Below are 16,943 nucleotides of genomic sequence, written 5' to 3'. Positions count from 1 at the left end.
ATGAAGGACAAAATTTTAAAGATTGTCAGGACGACAAAAGAGACCGATATCAGCGCTGAGCTTAAAATTTACGGCGAGGGTAGATGCGAGATAGCCACGGGAGTAGGGTTTTTCGACCATATGCTCGAGGCTTTTGGCAAGCATGCTTTGCTTGATATGAAAATTTCATGCAAGGGTGATACGCACGTGGATTTTCACCATAGCGTCGAGGATGTTGGCATCGTCATAGGCACACTTTTAAAAGAGGCGATCTATCCGGTAAGCGGCATAGAGCGTTTTGGCGATAGTGTGGTCGTGATGGACGAGGCGGCAGTGAGCTGTGCGCTTGATCTGAGCAATCGCGCCTTTTTAGTCTATGAAAATTTCAACGAAAAGGGCAAGGTCGGAGAATTTGACATCGAGCTTGCGGAGGAATTTTTTAGAGCCGTCTCAATGAATGCAAACATCACGCTTCATATCGCTAAACTCCGCGGCAGAAACAATCACCACATAATAGAAGCCGCGTTCAAATCCTTTGCCGTCGCACTTAGACGTGCGCTCGCTAAAAATCCCCGCGTCAATACGCCAAGCACGAAAGGCGTGCTATGATAGAGATCATATTTTTAGATGTCGACGGCTGCTTGACTGATGGTAAGATCGTTTATAGTGCAAACGGCGAGGAGCTTAAATTTTTTGACGTGAAGGACGGCTACGCCATCGAGAGTTGGCTGAAGCTTGGTAAAAAAGCCGCCATCATCACGGGCAGAAAATCCCCTATCATAGAGCGACGCGCTGAGGATCTAAAGATAAATCACGTCTATCAGGGCGTTAGCGATAAATTTGAAGTAGCCAAGGAAATTTTGAAATTTGAAGGGCTTAGCTTTGAAAACTCCGCAGCAATCGGCGATGATTATAACGACTTTAAAATTTTAAATGCCGTGGCATGGAGCTTCAAGCCAAAAGACGCCATAAAACAGCTTGAGGTTAAAACGAAGCTCAAGCACAAAGGCGGCGCCGGTGCCGTGCGCGAGATGATCGAGATCATCATCGAAAAGCAAAATTTATTTGACGAGTGGTCTAAGCGTTGGTTATAAAAATTTTCTATTTCGTCGTCGCGATATTTAGCGTCGTGATGATATTTTTAGCGCTTCAGGATCCATATTTTGCCGAACAGTTCAAGCAAGATATCAATGTTTCTAACATGCAGGCAAACGACGTGCTTGACTACGAGATGAACGCAAGCGGCATAAACGCCGTATACGAAGCCGACGAGGTAAACAGATATAGTAGCGAGGATGAGTTTTTAAAATTCAAAGCTGAAATTTTAAGAAGCGGCTTAAAGCATATCCTAAGCTCTGATAAGGCTATATCGCAGGGCGATGACGTGAGATTTTTAGGCAACGTAAAATACGATAACAACGATAGTCTTAGCTTCACTTCAAACGAGGTGATATACAATACCAAAACGAAAATAGCACGCTCTGACGGTAGCTTTGTCGTGACGCAAAATTCAGACAAGGCCACCGGTGAGAGCGGGTCATACGATCTAGCTAAAAAACAGACGCACATAAAAGGGTTAAAAGCATGGATAGAGCAGCAAAGGCAGTAGCTTTAGGGCTATTTGCGGCCTTAAATTTTACGGCGCTTCACGCGGAGCAAGTCGAGATAACATCAAATAGTTTTTTTGCCGACGAGAATAAACAAATCAGCGAATTTACCGGTAACGTCCATATAAAAAAGGGTGCTTACGACGAGCTTTTCGCAAACAAAGTGATAGTTTATTTCGACACCAAACGTCAGCCGATAAAATACGTCGCCACAGGCAACGCCAGAGCCAAGATAGCCATGAAAGACAAGCATTATGACGGCAAAGGCGATACGCTCACCTACGAGCCCGCCACGCAAACATACACAGTCACCGGTAACGGCCACCTACACGAGGTCGAGACCGACAAAAACGTATATGGCGAAAAGATCGTCGTAAATCAAAATAGCGGCACGTATAACGTAAATAGCGATGAGAAAAAACCGGTGAAATTTATCTTTCAGATCGAGGATAAAGCCAAGTGATACGCGTTTTAAACGCTAAATTTATAAGCTCTAGCCCAAGCATCAAGGACGCTGCCGAGTTTGCCCTCAGCGAGGTGGTATTTTTGGGGCGCTCAAATGTCGGCAAAAGCAGCCTTATAAACGCGCTCGTAAATCAAAAAGCCCTGGCTAAGAGCTCATCGACTCCGGGCAAGACGCAGCTTATAAATTTTTTCGAAGTGGAATTTGACGAGCAAGATGATCAAAGCGGCGAAAAAACGGATAAATTCAAGATAATGTTCGTCGATCTACCGGGCTTTGGCTACGCTAAGGTGGCAAAGTCAAAGCACGAGGAGTGGAGGCGCAACCTCGATGAATTTTTGAAATTTAGATCAAGCATCAAGCTTTTCGTCCATCTCATAGATGCTAGGCATTTTGATCTGGATATCGACATGAACGTAAATAATTATATAAACGAGTTTTTGAGGCCGGATCAGAAAATTTTAAATTTTTACACGAAGGCCGATAAGCTAAATCAAAGCTCAAAGAGCGCCGTTTTGAAATTTGATCCAAACGGGACCCTAGTCTCGACGCTAAATAAAGTCGGCATAGACAAAGCACGCGAGCTGATCGTCGCTCGGGCGCTTGGACGATGATAGAGCTAAGAAAGCCAAAGCCAAAAGACGTCGCTCTTATGCAGGCTTTGGTCGCTCCTGAGGTCGCAAAGGGCGTCATACTGCCTAGAAGCGACGACGAGATAAGCACGAATATCCGCTCATATATCCTTGCCTGTGAGGGCGAGCGAATAGTCGGATTTTGCGCGCTTCACATACACGCAGTCTGCCTTGCCGAGATAAGAAGCCTCATCGTGAGCGAGGATATGCGTGGTCAGGGCGTGGGCACTATGATGGTAAAAAAGCTGCTGGAGGAGGCAAAATTTTATGAAATTTCAAAGATTTTCACGCTCACCTATCAGCGTAGCTTTTTTGAAAGGCTTGGCTTTCACGAGATACCAAAAAGCGAGCTTCCGACCCAAAAAATTTGGGCTGATTGTATAAAATGCAAACACTTTCCCGTATGCAACGAAATAGCACTGATCTACAATTTCTAAAAGAGCTCTTTGGCATCGTATTTTTGATCGCTTATGAGATAGCTACGACGCAGCTTGGCTTTTTACCGCCGCTGATGGGGCTATTTTTTACGTATTTGATCCTGGAATACACAAAAAAGCAAAAAAGATACACGGAATTTGACTTTTATTGGTATTTTGCCGTCACGTTTTTGCTCTTTTGCGAGCAGATTCACGGCTTTTATCTCTTTTCCAGCGTGATAGCGTTTTTGATATTTTATAACTTCGTAGTTGACTGGCTTTTTGTCACGATGAAGTGGCGCAACTGCTTGCTTGCGATATTTGTCGCCAGCGGATACGCCATGACGTTTTTAGTAAACAACCTCATCGCATACATGGAAAACGGCTCGTTTTTGAGCTTTGGAATAGAGTATTTCTTTTACATCGTGACAGAAACGATCCTGGCGATAATTTTATTTAAGGATCGCGTCGTATGAGGATGCGTATAGTTTTTAGCGTGATAGCGCTATTTTGGGTCATCCTTCTTAGTAGGATATACCATCTAAGCGTAAATTCCAACGAATACTACAACGAGATCGCCGAGCAAAATGCCGTCAAGATGCAGTATATCCCGCCCGTTCGCGGTATCATCTTTGACGTCAAAGACAGACCCATGGCGATAAACAGGCTTGGCTTTTCTATCCTCGTAAAGCCCCATCTTAGCGGTATGAAAAGCGAAATTTTAGACTCCGAGCTAAACTATATCGGAGGGCTGTTTGACGATCTGAATGTCACGAAACTAAAGCGCGAATACATAAAAAACGACTCGCCTTACAATCAAGAATTTATAAATGTGGTGGAATTCATCGACTATGATAAATTTCTGCCGTATTTTGCGAGCCTGTCGTTACGTGAAAATTTACGCATCGAGCCGGCGTCAAAGCGCCACTATCCATATAACGACCTAGCCTCGCACATCATCGGCTACGTCGGTAGGGCAAATCAAAAAGATATAGAGAGCGACCCTCTTACGAAGCTCACCAACTACACGGGCAGAAGCGGCGTGGAGCGTTATTATAACTCGGTCTTGCAAGGCGTGGAGGGCTCTAAACGTATAAAAGTAAATGCCTTGAACGAAGAGATCGAGCAGATGAATTTCACCGCGCCGCACAGCAAAAATATAAAGCTCAGCATCGATCTTGAGGTCCAAAAATTTGTAGCGGATGTGTTTGGGGAGGATGCGGGAAGCGTGATAGTGATGAGCCTAAAAGACGGTGCTATCATCGCTGCTGGTAGCTTTCCTGAGTATGATCTAAACCCTTTCGTACTTGGCATCAGTCAAAAAGAGTGGAACGATCTTGTAAAAGACGTCGATCATCCCTTTACAAACAAGCTGGTAAACGGACTTTACCCGCCCGGCTCTATCGTGAAAATGGGCATGGCGCTTGCATTTTTGGATAATGGCATGAGTAAATACGACAGCTTTTACTGCTCGGGCTCGTATGAGCTTGGCGGGCGTAAATTTCGCTGCTGGAAGACTTACGGACATGGAAATGTCAATATGAACACGGCTATACGCGAGAGCTGTGACGATTATTTTTATAAAGGCAGCCAAAAGGTCGGCATAGACGCTATCGTACCGATACTTGAGCGTATGGGCTTTGGCACGAAAACGAACGTCGATCTGCCAAATGAATTCGTAGGGACGCTGCCTAGTCGCGAGTGGAAGATGCGAAAATACGGCAAGGCGTGGTTTCAGGGCGAGACGCTCATCACCTCGATCGGACAGGGGAATTTCCTCGTAACGCCTATGCAAGTAGCCAAATACACGGCCGGACTTGCGACCGGACTAAATATAACGCCTCATTTTTTAAAGAGCATAGACGGTGTGGATGTTGATTTCACGCCGACCGACGATGCTTTTACCGAGTTTGAAAAATCGCAGCTACCGGCCATCAGACACGCGATGTATGAGGTGGCGAATCACCCTAAAGGCACGGCAAATAGGCACTTTATCGGTAGTGTCGTGAAAGTCGCGGCAAAGACTGGTACCGCGCAAGTCGTAGGCATCTCGCAGACCGAGAAAAAGCGTATGCAAGAAGAAGATATGGCGTATTTGCAGCGCTCGCACGCATGGATGACGACTTACGGGCCTTACGAAGATCCTCAATACGTCGTTACGATGGTCATCGAGCATGGCGGACACGGCGGTAGTGCGGCAGGGCCTAAGATATCGCAAATTTACAATAAGCTTGTCGATATGGGCTACATCAACCTTGAAAAATCGATCGCAGCTGACGCCAAAAAGCAAGGCAAAAAGTGATCACCCCTCCATCGTTCGCACGATCAGGCTTTTTGGAAGTTTGAATTTCGTGATGATCTGCACTTCTTTTTCACGCATCTGGCCACTATCTTTCTCATGATCAAAGCCAAGCACATGAAGCAGCCCGTGTATGAAAAGCAGGGCGGTCTCATCGTCATTCGTGTGCCCCAGCTGGGCCGCTTTTTGCATGACTAGATCGGTGTTTATCACGATACAGCCGATAGGAGCGTGAAGCACTAGCTCAAGCGGGAAGCTAAGCACATCAGTCGTTTTATCAAACCCTCGCTCTTTTAAATTTATCTCTCTCATCTCCTCGCTGTTTACGAAGCTCAGCTCGATATCTCCTGGTGTTAAAAATGCGCAAATTTCATCTAAAATTTCGGGGTATTTTTCCTCGCAAAGTATCATTTTGACTCTTTAAATTTAAAATTTTGTATAATTTTAGCAAAAATCTCAAGGAAAACTATGAAAAAGGCAGTCTGTATAATGAGCGGAGGCATGGATAGCACACTTTGCGCGGTGATAGCAAAGCGCGAGGGATATGAGATCATAGCGCTTCATTTTGACTACGAACAGCGCACGATGAGGCGAGAGAAAATGGCTTTTGAGCAAATCTGCGACTATCTTGGCATAAAAAAGCGGCTGAATTTAGACGTCAGCTTTATCGCGGATATCGGCGGCAATGCGCTGACTGACAAAAATTTAGCCGTCTCTAAAAGCGGTCTGGGCGATGAGATACCAAACACCTATGTGCCATTTCGTAACGGGATATTTATCTCTATCGCCGCCGCACTCGCCGAAAAAGAGGGCGCACAAGCGATTTATATCGGCGTTGTAGAGGAGGATAGCAGCGGTTATCCGGACTGCAAGGGCGAATTTATCGAGCGCATGAATGCCGCCATAAACGTCGGCACGGCACCTGAAACAAAGATAAAGATCGTCACGCCGTTAGTAAATTTAAGCAAAGCCGACATCGTAGCAAAGTCGCTGGAATTTGGCTCTCCACTCGAGCTTACTTGGAGCTGTTACGAGCGTGAGGACGAGGCTTGTGGGCTTTGTGACAGTTGCCGCTTGAGGCTAAGAGGCTTTGAAAGAGCCGGCGTAAAAGATAAGATAAAATACGCAAATTTAAGCTGATAAGCAAATCTCTAAAATTTATATACCTAATGTGATATAAAAATAAGGCTCTGTTATAATAAATCATCGACACCTGCTTCGCTTCTGCTTTGCAGTTATGAACGAAGTGAAGCGTCTTGAAAAGCTACGAGCAATGCGAAGCAGAAAAACCCTGCTCGCTCCAAGATCGACCTAGTACGGACGCGAACAGCGTTTCAAGGAAATCTTTTTGCTTCGCAAAAAACTACTCAGTCCTGCGGACTTGCCTAATTTCGTGTGGGAGTGAGTAGCCGAGCATATGGCACGATTTTTACTTCGACAACGCCACGCAACTGCGAGCAGACCGCGGTCAGCTACCGCTTTATCCTCGTAGCCCAAGAGGCGCTTTATGCTACACATTTGGCTACTAGCTCCTGCCCTGCTGATAGTCTCTAGCAAAGATATGAAAATATCGTATTTTTGTGAAATATCCTTTTAAAGTATCAACACTTTATTAAAATAAAGTCTTTCAATTTGACATTATTCTGATAAGCGAAATCATAAAAGCTTAAATATATAGATTAATTTTAACTTTTAAAGTTTATTGACTAAAATCAACTTAAAATACAAATAAATCGTGTATAATGCGCTTAAATTTTCTAAAATTTCAAGGAGAAAAAATGAGTAAAGATATGGAGATGTTTTGCTACCAATGCGAAATGAGCGCGCCCGAAGGCTGTGGCGCCAAGGGTCAGAGCCATGGCACCTGCGGCAAAGACGATACGCTCGCGCGCCTTCAAGACACGATGATTTTCGGTCTTAAGGGTCTTAGCGCTTATCGTCACCACGCAGATGAGCTGGGCGCAGACACCAGCGCAGTCGATCGCGTGATGGCGGACACGCTGTATTTCACGCTCACAAACTCGAATTTCAACTTCGACGAGCACGTCAAACAGCTCCTTGCGGTCGGAAGTGCGGGTGTAGAGATCATGAACATCCTAAGCGAGGCGCATACGGCAAAATTCGGCATCCCTGTGCCCGTAAAAGTGAGCCAAAACAAAGTAGAGGGTAAGGCGATCTTAGTAAGCGGTCATAATCTGCACGCCTTAGAGCTTTTGCTAAAAGCGACCGAGGGCAAGGGCATAAACATCTACACTCACTCCGAGATGTTGCCCGCCCACGGCTATCCGCAGCTTCGCAAATATCCGCACCTAAAGGGCAACGTCGGCAAGGCGTGGTTCGATCAGACCAAGCTTTTCAACGAATTCAAAGGCGCTATTTTGATGACTACTAACTGCATCGTGCCACTTCGCTCGTCCTGTACCTACGCAGATCGCCTATTTGGCTACTCTATCGCAGGCACAAACGGCGTAAAGCACATCGAAAACGACGATTTTACGCCGCTCATCGAGTGCGCGCTTGCATGCGGCGACGTGAGCATGGACAGCGACGAGAGTTTGGTAACGGGCGGGCATTACAAAACGATTTTAAGCCTTGCGCCGCAAATTTTAGATGCCATTAAGTCGGGTAAAATTCGCCGCTTTTTCGTCATCGCAGGCTGCGACGCACCGGGCAAAGGACGCGAATACTACCGCGAGCTAGCCCAGAGCCTACCTAAAGACTGCGTCATTTTGACATCAAGCTGCGGCAAATTTAGATTCAACGACATCGACTTTGGCAACGTGCCGGGTACGCAGCTTCCGCGATACATCGACCTTGGCCAGTGCAACGACAGCAACGGCGCGGTCAAAATCGCCCTAGCGCTCAGCGAAGCGACCGGTATCGCGGTAAACGATCTGCCGGTCTCGATCGTGCTGATGTGGATGGAGCAAAAGGCGGTCATCATCTTGCTGGCGCTCTTTAGCCTCGGCATCAAAAATATCAACGTAGGTCCTAGCCTGCCTAGATTTTTCAACGACGAGATAGTGAATTTCTTGGTTCAAAATTTCGGTGTTCGCCCTATAAGCGGCGACGCACAGGCTGATTTGAAGTATTTCTTGGGCGAGTGAAATTTAGGCGGCTAGTCCCGCCTGCTGGGGCGCTAAAAAAGCCCCGCTTGCTCTTTGCTTTGATTTAGCACGTTTAAAAGCTCGCTTTTATCGCAAAAAACGAGCGCATATCTAAAGCCTTTTAAATTTTTTATCTCTTCTAATTCATCGAAATACAAGGCATTTTGCACGTTTATATCGCTTGATCTCGGTAGACAGATCAGCGCTTCGTCGATGCTGAAATTCTTTTGTAAAAATGCAGTCTCTATCAAAAAGAGCTCCTCGTCGTTTTCTACTATAAGCGCGCGAAAGCTGGCTCCGAAATTTGCGGGCTTGAAATTTTTATCGATAAATATCGGCTCAAAGTGCGCTAGCACCCTTGTATCGTTTAGTTTAAAGAAGATGTTATTTTGTTTGAAGTAGTGGAGCAAACCGCAAAGCATACCCATGAAAACGCGCGGGATGTTTAAATTTTGATAGTAGATCCCGTCGCAGATCATCGTTGTGAAAAATATCGAGCTTGGATTTATCGCTTGGGCCTTAGTATCAGTCCAAACGGCGTCGTAAAGCGGAGATATGCGCTGAAGCACGCGGGTATCGCCGCTAAAAAATATATCCCCGTCCTTTGCACGCATGATTTTGTAAAAGAGCTCGGGCGCGCTTTTGGGCATGAGTGCGGCGTTTTTACCAAGGCTTATGCGCTCCAGGATCGCCATTTGAGCGGCATTCACGGCGCAAAATTTTAGATTTTTATGCGTCGCCTCAAAGCGCATGAGCCGCATGATCGCGGTTTGGACGCTGCTTACTTTTATGTAGGCGATCTCGCTGTCTTTTGGGGTAAATTCCTCCTCGCCGATGACAGCGTAAGCGCCGTGTTTGACGGCCAGATCGACATCGTTTTCGCCGGCATCAAGCGCAAAAAATGCGTATCCTTGCCTCACGTTTTTAGCCTCGAAAGCAAAGTCTGTTATGCTAGAAACGCTTGGCTTGTTTAGGGTTTGTCCGTTGATCAGGCGCGCTAAATTTTCGATCGTCATATTATCCGACTATCGCTCCGTTTTTGACCTTTTTTTGAGTGCTAAGCAGCGTCAGCGAGCCGTCTTCCGCGCTTAGGATCATGCCTTGAGAGACGTATTTTTTCATCATCGTTCGCTCTTTGAGGTTTGCCAGGACGCAAACTTGTTTGCCGATGAGGTCGCTTGGGTCGTAGTATTTTGCGATACCAGAAAGTATGGTGCGAGGCTTTTGCTCGCCCAAATCGATCGTAAATTTCAGTAGCTTCTCGCTGCCTTCGACTCTTTCGCACTCCAGTACTTCGCCTACTTTTATCACGATCTTGGCAAAATCATCTATCGTTATGATGTTTTCATCTTTTTTCTCGTTTTGCGGCTCGTTGACGCTTGGAGCGGCACTTGGCATCAGCTCGCTCTCGATCCTTGGAAATAGCGGCTCAGTCGGCTTTGAGATGAAATTTTGCACGCCGTTATCAAGCACCAGATCCTTAAAGCTTCGCTCGTTTATCTCGAAACTAAGCGCCTCGGCGATCTTGCCCGCTGTTTTTGGCATCGCAGGGCTTAGTAAAACGGCTACTTTTGCAAGTAAATTCGCACTTAGCGCGACAAGGGCGTTAGCCTCGGTCGTTTTGCCCTCTTTTATCATCGCCCAAGGCTCGTATTTTGCGATGACACCGTTTGCCAGCGTCACTACCTTCCAAAGCTCCTCCAAGTAGCGATTCGTGGCTAGAACTTCTAAATTTTCTATTGCTGATTTTAGATGAGCGTGGGCTTCTTCTAGCTCGGCGTTGTAAAATTTAGCCACGTTTGAAGCGTCTATTTTAAACTCGCTATATTTGCCGCTCATGCCGATTATGCGGTTTAGTAGATTGCCAAGTCCGTTGCCAAGCTCGGAATTTATGCGTTCTATGAGTGCCTTTTGGCTAAAGTCGCCGTCTTGTCCAAACGGCACTTCTCGGAGCATGAAATATCTGAAATTTTCAAGGCCGTAAGCTTTAGCGACCTCCCTTGGATCGATGACATTGCCCTTGCTCTTACTCATCTTTTCGCCGTTACGTGTCCACCAACCGTGTGCTGCGACGTGTTTTGGCAAGGCTAAATTTAAACTCATCAAAAATGCCGGCCAATACACCGCGTGAAATCGCAAGATATCCTTGCCCACGATATGCGTGGTATTTTGCCAAAAGTCCATCAATGCGTCGTCTCTTGAGTAGCCAAGTGTCGTGAGATAGTTTACGAGCGCGTCTAGCCAGACATACATCACGTGCTTTGGATCGTTAGCGCTAGCTGGTAGCTTTACGCCCCAGTCAAAGCTCGTGCGGGTGATGGAGAGGTCTTTTAGCCCGCCTTTTACGAAGCTTACGACCTCATTCTTCTTGCCTCTTGGGATGACGCAAAGCTCGTCGTTTTTATACCATTTTAGCAGGGCGTCTTGGTATTTCGAGAGTCTAAAAAAGTAGCTCTCCTCTTTTACGATGCTAGTCTTTCGTCCGCAGTCGGGACAGCAGTTGTCATCAAGTAGCTGAGTAGCCGTGAAAAACGTCTCGCAACTAACGCAGTAAAAGCCCTCGTATTCGCCCTTGTAGATGTCGCCGTTTGCCTGCATCTTGCTAAAAACATTTTGTGCGGTGAGCTTGTGCTCCTCGTCGGTCGTACGGATAAAATGATCGTAGCTTATCTCAAACTCGTCCCAAAGCGTGCGAAATTTAGCGCTTATCTCATCGGCGTATTCTTTTGGCGTCTTGCCACGCGCTTTTGCGGCTTGCTCGATCTTTTGTCCGTGCTCGTCCGTGCCGGTCATAAAGTATGTCGGATGCCCTTGTAGGCGCTTGAAACGTGCAAAGGTATCGGCGATTATCGTAGTGTAGGCGTGTCCGATGTGCGGAACGTCGTTTACATAATAAATCGGCGTGGTGATATAAACTTTTTCTTTCATATTTTTCCTTTTTAAATTTAAAAATCAAAGCCGCCCGAGTTGCCCTTAGACATCGAGTTGTAGCAGGTATCTACGTAGTCTTTTCGTATCTGGCAGTCAAAAAATTTCTCACAACTAAAGCAGCTCTTGAGCTCTTTTTGCTTTTGGCAACCCTGTAAAATTTTAGCCTTTTCCTCGAAAGCCAGCTCGAATTTATCCTTTTGCCCGCTCTCTTGCATCAGTCTTTTCCGTAAAATTTATGAAGCAGGGCGATCTCGCTAGCAGAGCCAAAGAAGCAAGGTGATGTCTGATGAGTCTTTGTGATATTTACGTCAAATAGTGTATCGCTCTTGCCGTCACTCGTTGTACCGCCCGCGTTTTCGTAGATGAATGCAAACGGCAGCACCTCAAAGAGCAGGCGCAGCTTGCCGTTTGGGTGATCGCTCGTGGCAGGATAGCTAAAAAGCCCGCCACCTTTTAGTAAAATTTGGTGCAAGTCACTGACCATCGCTCCTGAGTAGCGTAGGCGGTATCCCTCGTCAAACAGCTCGTTTATGAAGTTTCTATGCGTTTTGCTCCAGCCTTTTTGCGTCGCACCTGTGGCGTTTAGCTTGCCTTTTTGGGCTAGCTCGAGCTCTCTTACGAATTTAAAATTCCCGTCTTTGCCAAGGCGGTAAAATTTTGGCTTCGTACCCTTTTTATCGTTTATGACTAGCTCCAAGCGAGGACCGTATATGCTGTAAGCTGCAGCTATTAAATTTTGTGGCTTTAGCTCGTTTTCGTAGATGCCAAATATCGAGCCTACGGCGAAATTTACATCTACAAGGCTCGAGCCATCCAGCGGATCGTATGCGATTATGAATTTCCCGTTCGTATTTATAGGTAAAATTTCGTCCTTTTCCTCACTGACTAGCGCTTTTACGCAGCTAAGAGCCTTAAATTTAGCCGTGATTATCTCATCACTTTGCACATCTAGCTTCAGCTGGGTGTCACCTGTGGCATTTTCGTGCGTCGTATAGCCAAGGTCGGCATATTTTATGACCTCGCTTATCTCTTTTGCTACGCTTTTTATCGTCTCGAAAATTTCATTTAAATCTTGCATCATACGGCCTTTGCATTTTCTAGTATCCACGCGCAAATCGCGTCTATGTCGTCTAAATTTATATTTTTTATCTCGTAGGGCACACTGGGCTTATAGGTGGCTATCGCGTCTGAAAAGCTTAGATATTTTTCGTCTATCTCGTCTTTAAATACGCTAAGACGCGGCAACGGCAGGGTCTTTAGCCCCTCGACCAAAAGTATGTCAAACTCTCCTAGCATCCTTATGACCTCGTCTATTTGTGAGGGTTGCTGTGAAAAATACGTCGTCCTAGTCGGGCTCATCACGACGACCTCCGCCCCGGTCTGAGAAAATTTAAAGCTATCCTTGCCCTCTACGTCAAATCTCGCCTTGTCGCCCGGGTCGTGCTTTACGACAGCGGTTTTTAGTCCTTGGTCTATGAAGTGTTTGGCTACTTTTAAAATGAGCGTGGTTTTTCCGCTGTTTGACGGGCCTGAAAACGCTATGGCGAGTCTTTTCATGAGAGCCTTTTTTGATAAAATTTTTGGGGATTATAACCAAAGTTGGCTTTAAAATTTATGAGTGAAAATGATTTAGTTTAGCTCCGCAAACCTTGCTCACTCCGCAAGACGCCGAACATATAGCACGATTTGCGCGGTCAGCTACTGCTTTCCTGCAAATCGGCGGCGATAGCGTCGCTTCACAAGGTTTGACTTTGCTATTGAAAGTCGAAAAATTAATACTTTGTCAGAACAGAGCCTTTAGTTTTAAAAATAAAATGCTAAAATAGGGCGAAATTTTAAAATTCAAGGTGGCTGCGGTGAGAAAAATTTTACTTGTTTTCGTATTCATTTTTGGGGTATTAGGATGCTCTGATAAAAAGATCATCGTTCATGAGCCGCTAAAAAACGAGCTTCTAGCATACACTAGCAAAGCTGAGATCATCCATGATACCAATCGCACGCTAATCATCGCCACATATCTAAACCCGATCTATCAAAGTAAAATTTCCATTAAAGGCGAGGAGAAATTCCTAGTAGCCATCAGCCCCAAAGAAAACGAGATAGACGCCTCAAGTATCAAGGTAAATAACGAGAGCAACGCTACTTCGCTAAGGCTGCTTGATAAAAACGACGAGCTTTTGAGCCTTGCCGGCTTTAACATGCCTTGGGCGGCTTATTATGAGATATCAGCCCCGAGCAAAAGTAGCGACAAGCTAAATCTCACTTTCGAAATTTATCCGTCGCAGAAGGTGAGCTTAGAATTTCAAAAAGTTGCGAAATCTTTATATTGGAACCCATAAGCGCGCTATAAACTACGTAGTTTGCAAGCACCTTTTTGCCGTAGTTTCGCGTCTCAGTGACGGGTACTAGCTCCATAGATAAAAACGGCTCGTAAATTCCCTCTTTAAACATATCATCGCGCGTGATGAGCTTTTTAGTAAAGCCGATACCACCGTTATATGCGTATGCGATAAATAGCGGATGAAAGAGGAATTTCTCCAGATAATCAAGATGGTAATTTGCAAATTTAAAAGCTACATCTTGTTTAAACATATCGTCTTGGTCGAAATTTTCGATCTTTAGCTCTTTTTTGCCGATCGTGTTTGCTAAAAACGGCATGAACTGCATCATCCCAAGCGCGTAAGAGGTGGAAATGAGGCTTGGGATAAAAAGACTCTCTTGCCTACCGAGCGCGTAGATCATCGATTTTCGCGTGACGTTTGTATCCTCTAGCTCCAAGGACTCCGGCATCAAAAAGTAATGCTTGTCCCAGCCGGCGGCTCTTTGCATGAAATAAGCATACGCCCCCACGCTTTCTTTAGTATAAAAGCGTTTTGCATATTCGCTTGCCTGTTCGGCGTTCATCTGCTTTGCGAGTGCGGCGGTCTTTACCCATAAAAAGGGATCTGTTACGTCAAAATTTTCCGGTTTTTCTTTGCTCGGGCGAGGCACTATGACCTCAAAAGGCTCGGCATTTGTAAAGTCTCTGGCGTAAAGCGAGTAGATATTTACGTCGCTACTTTGCGCTAGCTCGTTTAGATAAATTTCATCTTTGCTGATGAGATATAGCCAAAATGTGGCGTTGTCTCTTTGCCACTCTCGCTCGAAGCTCGCTTTTGCTTTGGCAAAAAATTTAAGCGCAGCGGTATCGTTTTTAAGCGTGATGGCGTTTATGCCGAGCATGAAAGCGTCGTTTTTTTCGGTGATGTTTTCATCTATTTTTAGTAAATTTTGTCTAAACGCATCGTATTTTTTATTTATCACGACATCGTTTAAAAGCGCGCTAAAGCCCTTTTCCTGATAAAATTTATCCATAAAGCTAGCGTCAAATTCCGTCCCGAAAAATTTCATCGTTTGAGAGATGCTACTGGCGTTAAAAAGCGCCATGAAATTTTTCGTATCGCCATTTTGTGCAAATTTAACCGCCGGATTTTCATCGTTTAAAATAAGCAGCGTTTGCGCCTTTTGCGGGTAAAAATCAGCTAGCTTAGCGGCTAACTGCGTGCGTGTTTTGATATCCAGCTTTAGAGCGAAGCTGATCGTCGTAAGCGCGTTTTGGCAGGTGATGTTGGCATCTAGGATGTTTTTAGGATTCACCCCCGGGCAGAGGCTGGGCTTTGGCGCGGGCGGCAAAATTTTATCGATCGATTTTTGCACCGGGCCAGCGCGCCTATAAACATCCTTTGCGAGCTCTTTTATCTGCTCTTTCGTATATGAGCCCTCGTTGATGAGGCGGTTTATGTAATAATCCTTTGCGAGGCTCTTTGGCTCGTCTTTTAGCTCCTCGTAGCTTAAAATTTTGGCCGAGCCAAGCACGATAAACAGCGATAAAACGCTAAATAGACGAAGCAAGCGCAAATAAAAGCTTTATCAAAAATCTATCTAAAAACTCAAGTGCTAAAAGCACGATGAGCGGAGCTAGGTCGATACCGCCAAAAACGGTCGGTATGAAGCGTCTGATAAAGGCATAAACAGGCTCCGTCAGACGCCAAAGGAGCTGCACTACTTGGTTGTAAGGATCCGGTCTCACCCAGCTTAAAAGAGCTGAGATGATGATGATCCAAATGTAGATATTTATGACCATATGCAAGATATCTGCGATGGCCGATATGAACGTAGAAAGTATCATCTTTTCTCCTAAATTCAAGCGATTATGCGCGCTAGATCGTTTTTGATTAGCGGATAAAGCTCGCTAAGCTCGGGCCCGTGTAGATCGCCTGTGAGTAGGGCTCGAAGCGGCATGAAGAAATTTTTGCCCTTTAGGCCGGTAGCCGTCATCAAGGCCTTTTTAAAATCATCGAAATTTTCAAATTCGCCTAAATTTTTAGCCGCATTTTTGATCGTCTCAAATTCGCTTTTGTATTCCTCGGGAGCGACTTTGGGAGCGAAAATTTTATTCACTTTTTCTTTGATCTCGGGCACTAGCGAGCTTTCTTGGGTGTAAAACCTAACTAAATTCGCCAAATTTTTATCCACGCCAAAAACTTCAGCGATGCGATCGTCACTTGCTAGCTTTATGTGCTCGCGGTTGATCTGCTCTAGCTTTTTGACGTCAAATCTGGCCGAAGAGCGCGAAATTTTAGTGATGTCAAACCATTTTACCGCCTCGTCTATCGTGAAAATTTCACTTGGAGTTTTGTTGCCAAGCAGTATCAGATAGTTTGCGATGGCTTCGGGCAAAAAGCCTTGTTCAAAGAGCCATTTCACGCTTGATTCGTTCTCGCGTTTGCTCATTTTTTTGCCCTCGATATTTAGCAAGATCGGCAGGTGCGCGTAGTTCATCTTGCCCGTGTAGCCAAGGCCTTCGCGGATGAGGTCTTGCTTTGGCGTGTTGCTGACGTGATCCTCGCCTCGTATTACGAATGTGACGCCCTCTAGCATGTCATCGACCGCGCAGGCGAAGTTGTATGTAGGCGTCTTGTCCGTTCGCATGATGACGAAGCTATCGACTGCATCAGGCTCGAAGCTCAGCTCGCCTTTTATCGCATCGGTAAAACTCATCGTGCGTTCGGGCTTTTTCATACGTATGACAAAAGGCTTTTCGCAGGCTAAAACTTCTGCATCGCTTAGCCTCTCGCAAGTGCCGTCATATCGATATGCTACGCCTTCTTCTTTGGCTTTTTGCTTTTTAGCCTCGAGCTCCTCCTCGGTGCAAAAGCACGCAAAGGCCTTTTTATCGATCAAAAGCTTGGAGGCGAGCTGGCGGTGAAATTTTAAATTTTCGCTTTGGATGTAAATTTGCTGCGGCTTGATGCCGAATTTGCTCAAAATTTCAAGTATATCTTTCTCTTTTCCCTGGATATTTCGCTCTTTGTCGGTGTCCTCTATGCGTAAGATAAAGCCGCTTTTATCTTGGAGCGAACAGATGTAGTTAAATATCGCGGCGCGTAAATTCCCGATATGCATATCTCCCGTCGGAGATGGAGCAAAACGATACATTTTTGTTTTCCTTACATTGATTTAAGGGCTT

At 45.6% G+C, this 16,943-nt stretch carries 21 protein-coding genes; 12 read left to right on the top strand and 9 right to left on the bottom strand.

Going from position 1 to position 16,943, the window contains the following annotated elements; all coding sequences use genetic code 11:
• From hisB to mrdA, 8 genes are read left to right on the top strand one after another with little or no spacing between them, the layout of a single operon-like run.
• Complete coding sequence (gene hisB, locus HMPREF1139_RS04090; RefSeq protein ID WP_009649955.1) at window positions 1-588, top strand: imidazoleglycerol-phosphate dehydratase HisB; 588 nt, start codon at window positions 1-3, stop codon at window positions 586-588.
• Window positions 585-1,073, top strand: coding sequence for a KdsC family phosphatase (locus HMPREF1139_RS04085; protein ID WP_009650267.1), 489 nt, complete (start codon window positions 585-587; stop codon window positions 1,071-1,073). The genes hisB and HMPREF1139_RS04085 overlap by 4 nt, the downstream gene beginning before the upstream one ends.
• Window positions 1,064-1,588, top strand: a complete 525-nt coding sequence (gene lptC, locus HMPREF1139_RS04080) for an LPS export ABC transporter periplasmic protein LptC (protein ID WP_009649991.1) — start codon at window positions 1,064-1,066, stop codon at window positions 1,586-1,588. The genes HMPREF1139_RS04085 and lptC overlap by 10 nt, the downstream gene beginning before the upstream one ends.
• A complete protein-coding gene (gene lptA / locus HMPREF1139_RS04075; RefSeq protein ID WP_009649961.1) occupies window positions 1,564-2,049 on the top strand; it encodes a lipopolysaccharide transport periplasmic protein LptA in 486 nt (161 codons plus the stop codon). Before lptC ends, lptA begins: the two co-directional genes overlap by 25 nt.
• Window positions 2,046-2,663, top strand: a complete 618-nt coding sequence (gene yihA / locus HMPREF1139_RS04070) for a ribosome biogenesis GTP-binding protein YihA/YsxC (RefSeq protein WP_009650135.1) — start codon at window positions 2,046-2,048, stop codon at window positions 2,661-2,663. Before lptA ends, yihA begins: the two co-directional genes overlap by 4 nt.
• Window positions 2,660-3,118 carry an N-acetyltransferase gene (locus HMPREF1139_RS04065; protein WP_009650212.1) on the top strand — a complete coding sequence of 153 codons (459 nt, stop codon included), beginning with the start codon at window positions 2,660-2,662 and terminating at the stop codon, window positions 3,116-3,118. The genes yihA and HMPREF1139_RS04065 overlap by 4 nt, the downstream gene beginning before the upstream one ends.
• Window positions 3,085-3,573, top strand: a complete 489-nt coding sequence (locus HMPREF1139_RS04060; RefSeq protein ID WP_009650271.1) for a hypothetical protein — start codon at window positions 3,085-3,087, stop codon at window positions 3,571-3,573. Before HMPREF1139_RS04065 ends, HMPREF1139_RS04060 begins: the two co-directional genes overlap by 34 nt.
• Entirely contained in the window at window positions 3,570-5,399 is a 1,830-nt protein-coding gene (gene mrdA, locus HMPREF1139_RS04055; RefSeq protein WP_009649973.1) for a penicillin-binding protein 2, read from the top strand. The genes HMPREF1139_RS04060 and mrdA overlap by 4 nt, the downstream gene beginning before the upstream one ends.
• On the opposite strand, the gene ybeY is transcribed toward mrdA, so the two are convergent.
• Window positions 5,400-5,807 (bottom strand): rRNA maturation RNase YbeY, encoded by a 408-nt coding sequence (ybeY, locus tag HMPREF1139_RS04050; protein WP_009650146.1) that lies wholly within the window; start codon window positions 5,805-5,807, stop codon window positions 5,400-5,402.
• Between the two features lie 57 nt (window positions 5,808-5,864).
• Between ybeY and queC the strand changes: the two genes are divergently transcribed.
• From queC to hcp, 3 genes are all read left to right on the top strand, one after another.
• A complete protein-coding gene (queC, locus tag HMPREF1139_RS04045) occupies window positions 5,865-6,536 on the top strand; it encodes a 7-cyano-7-deazaguanine synthase QueC (RefSeq protein ID WP_009650265.1) in 672 nt (223 codons plus the stop codon).
• A gap of 261 nt (window positions 6,537-6,797) precedes the next feature.
• Window positions 6,798-6,950 (top strand): hypothetical protein, encoded by a 153-nt coding sequence (locus HMPREF1139_RS11535; protein ID WP_156795013.1) that lies wholly within the window; start codon window positions 6,798-6,800, stop codon window positions 6,948-6,950.
• Window positions 6,951-7,174: 224 nt separating this feature from the next.
• Entirely contained in the window at window positions 7,175-8,503 is a 1,329-nt protein-coding gene (hcp, locus tag HMPREF1139_RS04040; protein ID WP_034966079.1) for a hydroxylamine reductase, read from the top strand.
• Between the two features lie 32 nt (window positions 8,504-8,535).
• Here the strand turns inward: hcp and HMPREF1139_RS04035 are convergent, their stop codons facing one another.
• From HMPREF1139_RS04035 to mobB, 5 genes are read right to left on the bottom strand one after another with little or no spacing between them, the layout of a single operon-like run.
• Window positions 8,536-9,519, bottom strand: a complete 984-nt coding sequence (locus HMPREF1139_RS04035; RefSeq protein WP_009650200.1) for a hypothetical protein — start codon at window positions 9,517-9,519, stop codon at window positions 8,536-8,538.
• Window position 9,520: 1 nt separating this feature from the next.
• Window positions 9,521-11,431 carry a methionine--tRNA ligase gene (gene metG, locus HMPREF1139_RS04030; protein WP_009649989.1) on the bottom strand — a complete coding sequence of 637 codons (1,911 nt, stop codon included), beginning with the start codon at window positions 11,429-11,431 and terminating at the stop codon, window positions 9,521-9,523.
• Window positions 11,432-11,448: 17 nt separating this feature from the next.
• Window positions 11,449-11,649 (bottom strand): hypothetical protein, encoded by a 201-nt coding sequence (locus tag HMPREF1139_RS04025; RefSeq protein ID WP_009650331.1) that lies wholly within the window; start codon window positions 11,647-11,649, stop codon window positions 11,449-11,451.
• Window positions 11,649-12,512 carry a class 1 fructose-bisphosphatase gene (locus HMPREF1139_RS04020; protein WP_009650055.1) on the bottom strand — a complete coding sequence of 288 codons (864 nt, stop codon included), beginning with the start codon at window positions 12,510-12,512 and terminating at the stop codon, window positions 11,649-11,651. Before HMPREF1139_RS04020 ends, HMPREF1139_RS04025 begins: the two co-directional genes overlap by 1 nt.
• Window positions 12,512-12,991, bottom strand: a complete 480-nt coding sequence (gene mobB / locus HMPREF1139_RS04015; protein ID WP_009650091.1) for a molybdopterin-guanine dinucleotide biosynthesis protein B — start codon at window positions 12,989-12,991, stop codon at window positions 12,512-12,514. The genes HMPREF1139_RS04020 and mobB overlap by 1 nt, the downstream gene beginning before the upstream one ends.
• 299 nt (window positions 12,992-13,290) lie before the next feature.
• Between mobB and HMPREF1139_RS04010 the strand changes: the two genes are divergently transcribed.
• Window positions 13,291-13,773, top strand: a complete 483-nt coding sequence (locus HMPREF1139_RS04010; protein ID WP_034966073.1) for a hypothetical protein — start codon at window positions 13,291-13,293, stop codon at window positions 13,771-13,773.
• Here the strand turns inward: HMPREF1139_RS04010 and HMPREF1139_RS04005 are convergent.
• The 3 genes from HMPREF1139_RS04005 to gltX are packed head-to-tail and all read right to left on the bottom strand — an operon-like array spanning window position 13,694 to window position 16,912.
• Entirely contained in the window at window positions 13,694-15,331 is a 1,638-nt protein-coding gene (locus HMPREF1139_RS04005) for a transglycosylase SLT domain-containing protein (RefSeq protein ID WP_009650218.1), read from the bottom strand. The two genes, HMPREF1139_RS04010 and HMPREF1139_RS04005, sit on opposite strands and share 80 nt — an antisense overlap.
• Window positions 15,309-15,602: a YggT family protein gene (locus HMPREF1139_RS04000; protein WP_034966070.1), complete on the bottom strand. Its 294-nt coding sequence runs from the start codon at window positions 15,600-15,602 to the stop codon at window positions 15,309-15,311. Before HMPREF1139_RS04000 ends, HMPREF1139_RS04005 begins: the two co-directional genes overlap by 23 nt.
• A gap of 14 nt (window positions 15,603-15,616) precedes the next feature.
• Window positions 15,617-16,912, bottom strand: a complete 1,296-nt coding sequence (gltX, locus tag HMPREF1139_RS03995) for a glutamate--tRNA ligase (RefSeq protein WP_009649987.1) — start codon at window positions 16,910-16,912, stop codon at window positions 15,617-15,619.
• Window positions 16,913-16,943 lie beyond the last annotated feature (31 nt).

Origin of the sequence: Campylobacter sp. FOBRC14 (genome assembly GCF_000287855.1) — a bacterium.
Classification (GTDB): domain Bacteria; phylum Campylobacterota; class Campylobacteria; order Campylobacterales; family Campylobacteraceae; genus Campylobacter_A; species Campylobacter_A curvus.
This window is presented reverse-complemented; position numbering and strand designations above follow the sequence as displayed.

Excerpts from the sequence above, each read along its gene's own strand:
- HMPREF1139_RS04020 (WP_009650055.1), bottom strand. The coding sequence starts at position 12,512 with ATGCAAGATTTAAATGAAATTTTCGAGACGATAAAAAGCGTAGCAAAA.
- ybeY (WP_009650146.1), bottom strand. The coding sequence starts at position 5,807 with ATGATACTTTGCGAGGAAAAATACCCCGAAATTTTAGATGAAATTTGC.
- HMPREF1139_RS04065 (WP_009650212.1), top strand. The coding sequence starts at position 2,660 with ATGATAGAGCTAAGAAAGCCAAAGCCAAAAGACGTCGCTCTTATGCAG.
- HMPREF1139_RS04035 (WP_009650200.1), bottom strand. The coding sequence starts at position 9,519 with ATGACGATCGAAAATTTAGCGCGCCTGATCAACGGACAAACCCTAAAC.
- mobB (WP_009650091.1), bottom strand. The coding sequence starts at position 12,991 with ATGAAAAGACTCGCCATAGCGTTTTCAGGCCCGTCAAACAGCGGAAAA.
- mrdA (WP_009649973.1), top strand. The coding sequence starts at position 3,570 with ATGAGGATGCGTATAGTTTTTAGCGTGATAGCGCTATTTTGGGTCATC.
- metG (WP_009649989.1), bottom strand. The coding sequence starts at position 11,431 with ATGAAAGAAAAAGTTTATATCACCACGCCGATTTATTATGTAAACGAC.
- HMPREF1139_RS04000 (WP_034966070.1), bottom strand. The coding sequence starts at position 15,602 with ATGATACTTTCTACGTTCATATCGGCCATCGCAGATATCTTGCATATG.
- hisB (WP_009649955.1), top strand. The coding sequence starts at position 1 with ATGAAGGACAAAATTTTAAAGATTGTCAGGACGACAAAAGAGACCGAT.
- HMPREF1139_RS04060 (WP_009650271.1), top strand. The coding sequence starts at position 3,085 with ATGCAACGAAATAGCACTGATCTACAATTTCTAAAAGAGCTCTTTGGC.
- hcp (WP_034966079.1), top strand. The coding sequence starts at position 7,175 with ATGAGTAAAGATATGGAGATGTTTTGCTACCAATGCGAAATGAGCGCG.
- queC (WP_009650265.1), top strand. The coding sequence starts at position 5,865 with ATGAAAAAGGCAGTCTGTATAATGAGCGGAGGCATGGATAGCACACTT.
- gltX (WP_009649987.1), bottom strand. The coding sequence starts at position 16,912 with ATGTATCGTTTTGCTCCATCTCCGACGGGAGATATGCATATCGGGAAT.
- lptA (WP_009649961.1), top strand. The coding sequence starts at position 1,564 with ATGGATAGAGCAGCAAAGGCAGTAGCTTTAGGGCTATTTGCGGCCTTA.
- HMPREF1139_RS04085 (WP_009650267.1), top strand. The coding sequence starts at position 585 with ATGATAGAGATCATATTTTTAGATGTCGACGGCTGCTTGACTGATGGT.
- HMPREF1139_RS04025 (WP_009650331.1), bottom strand. The coding sequence starts at position 11,649 with ATGCAAGAGAGCGGGCAAAAGGATAAATTCGAGCTGGCTTTCGAGGAA.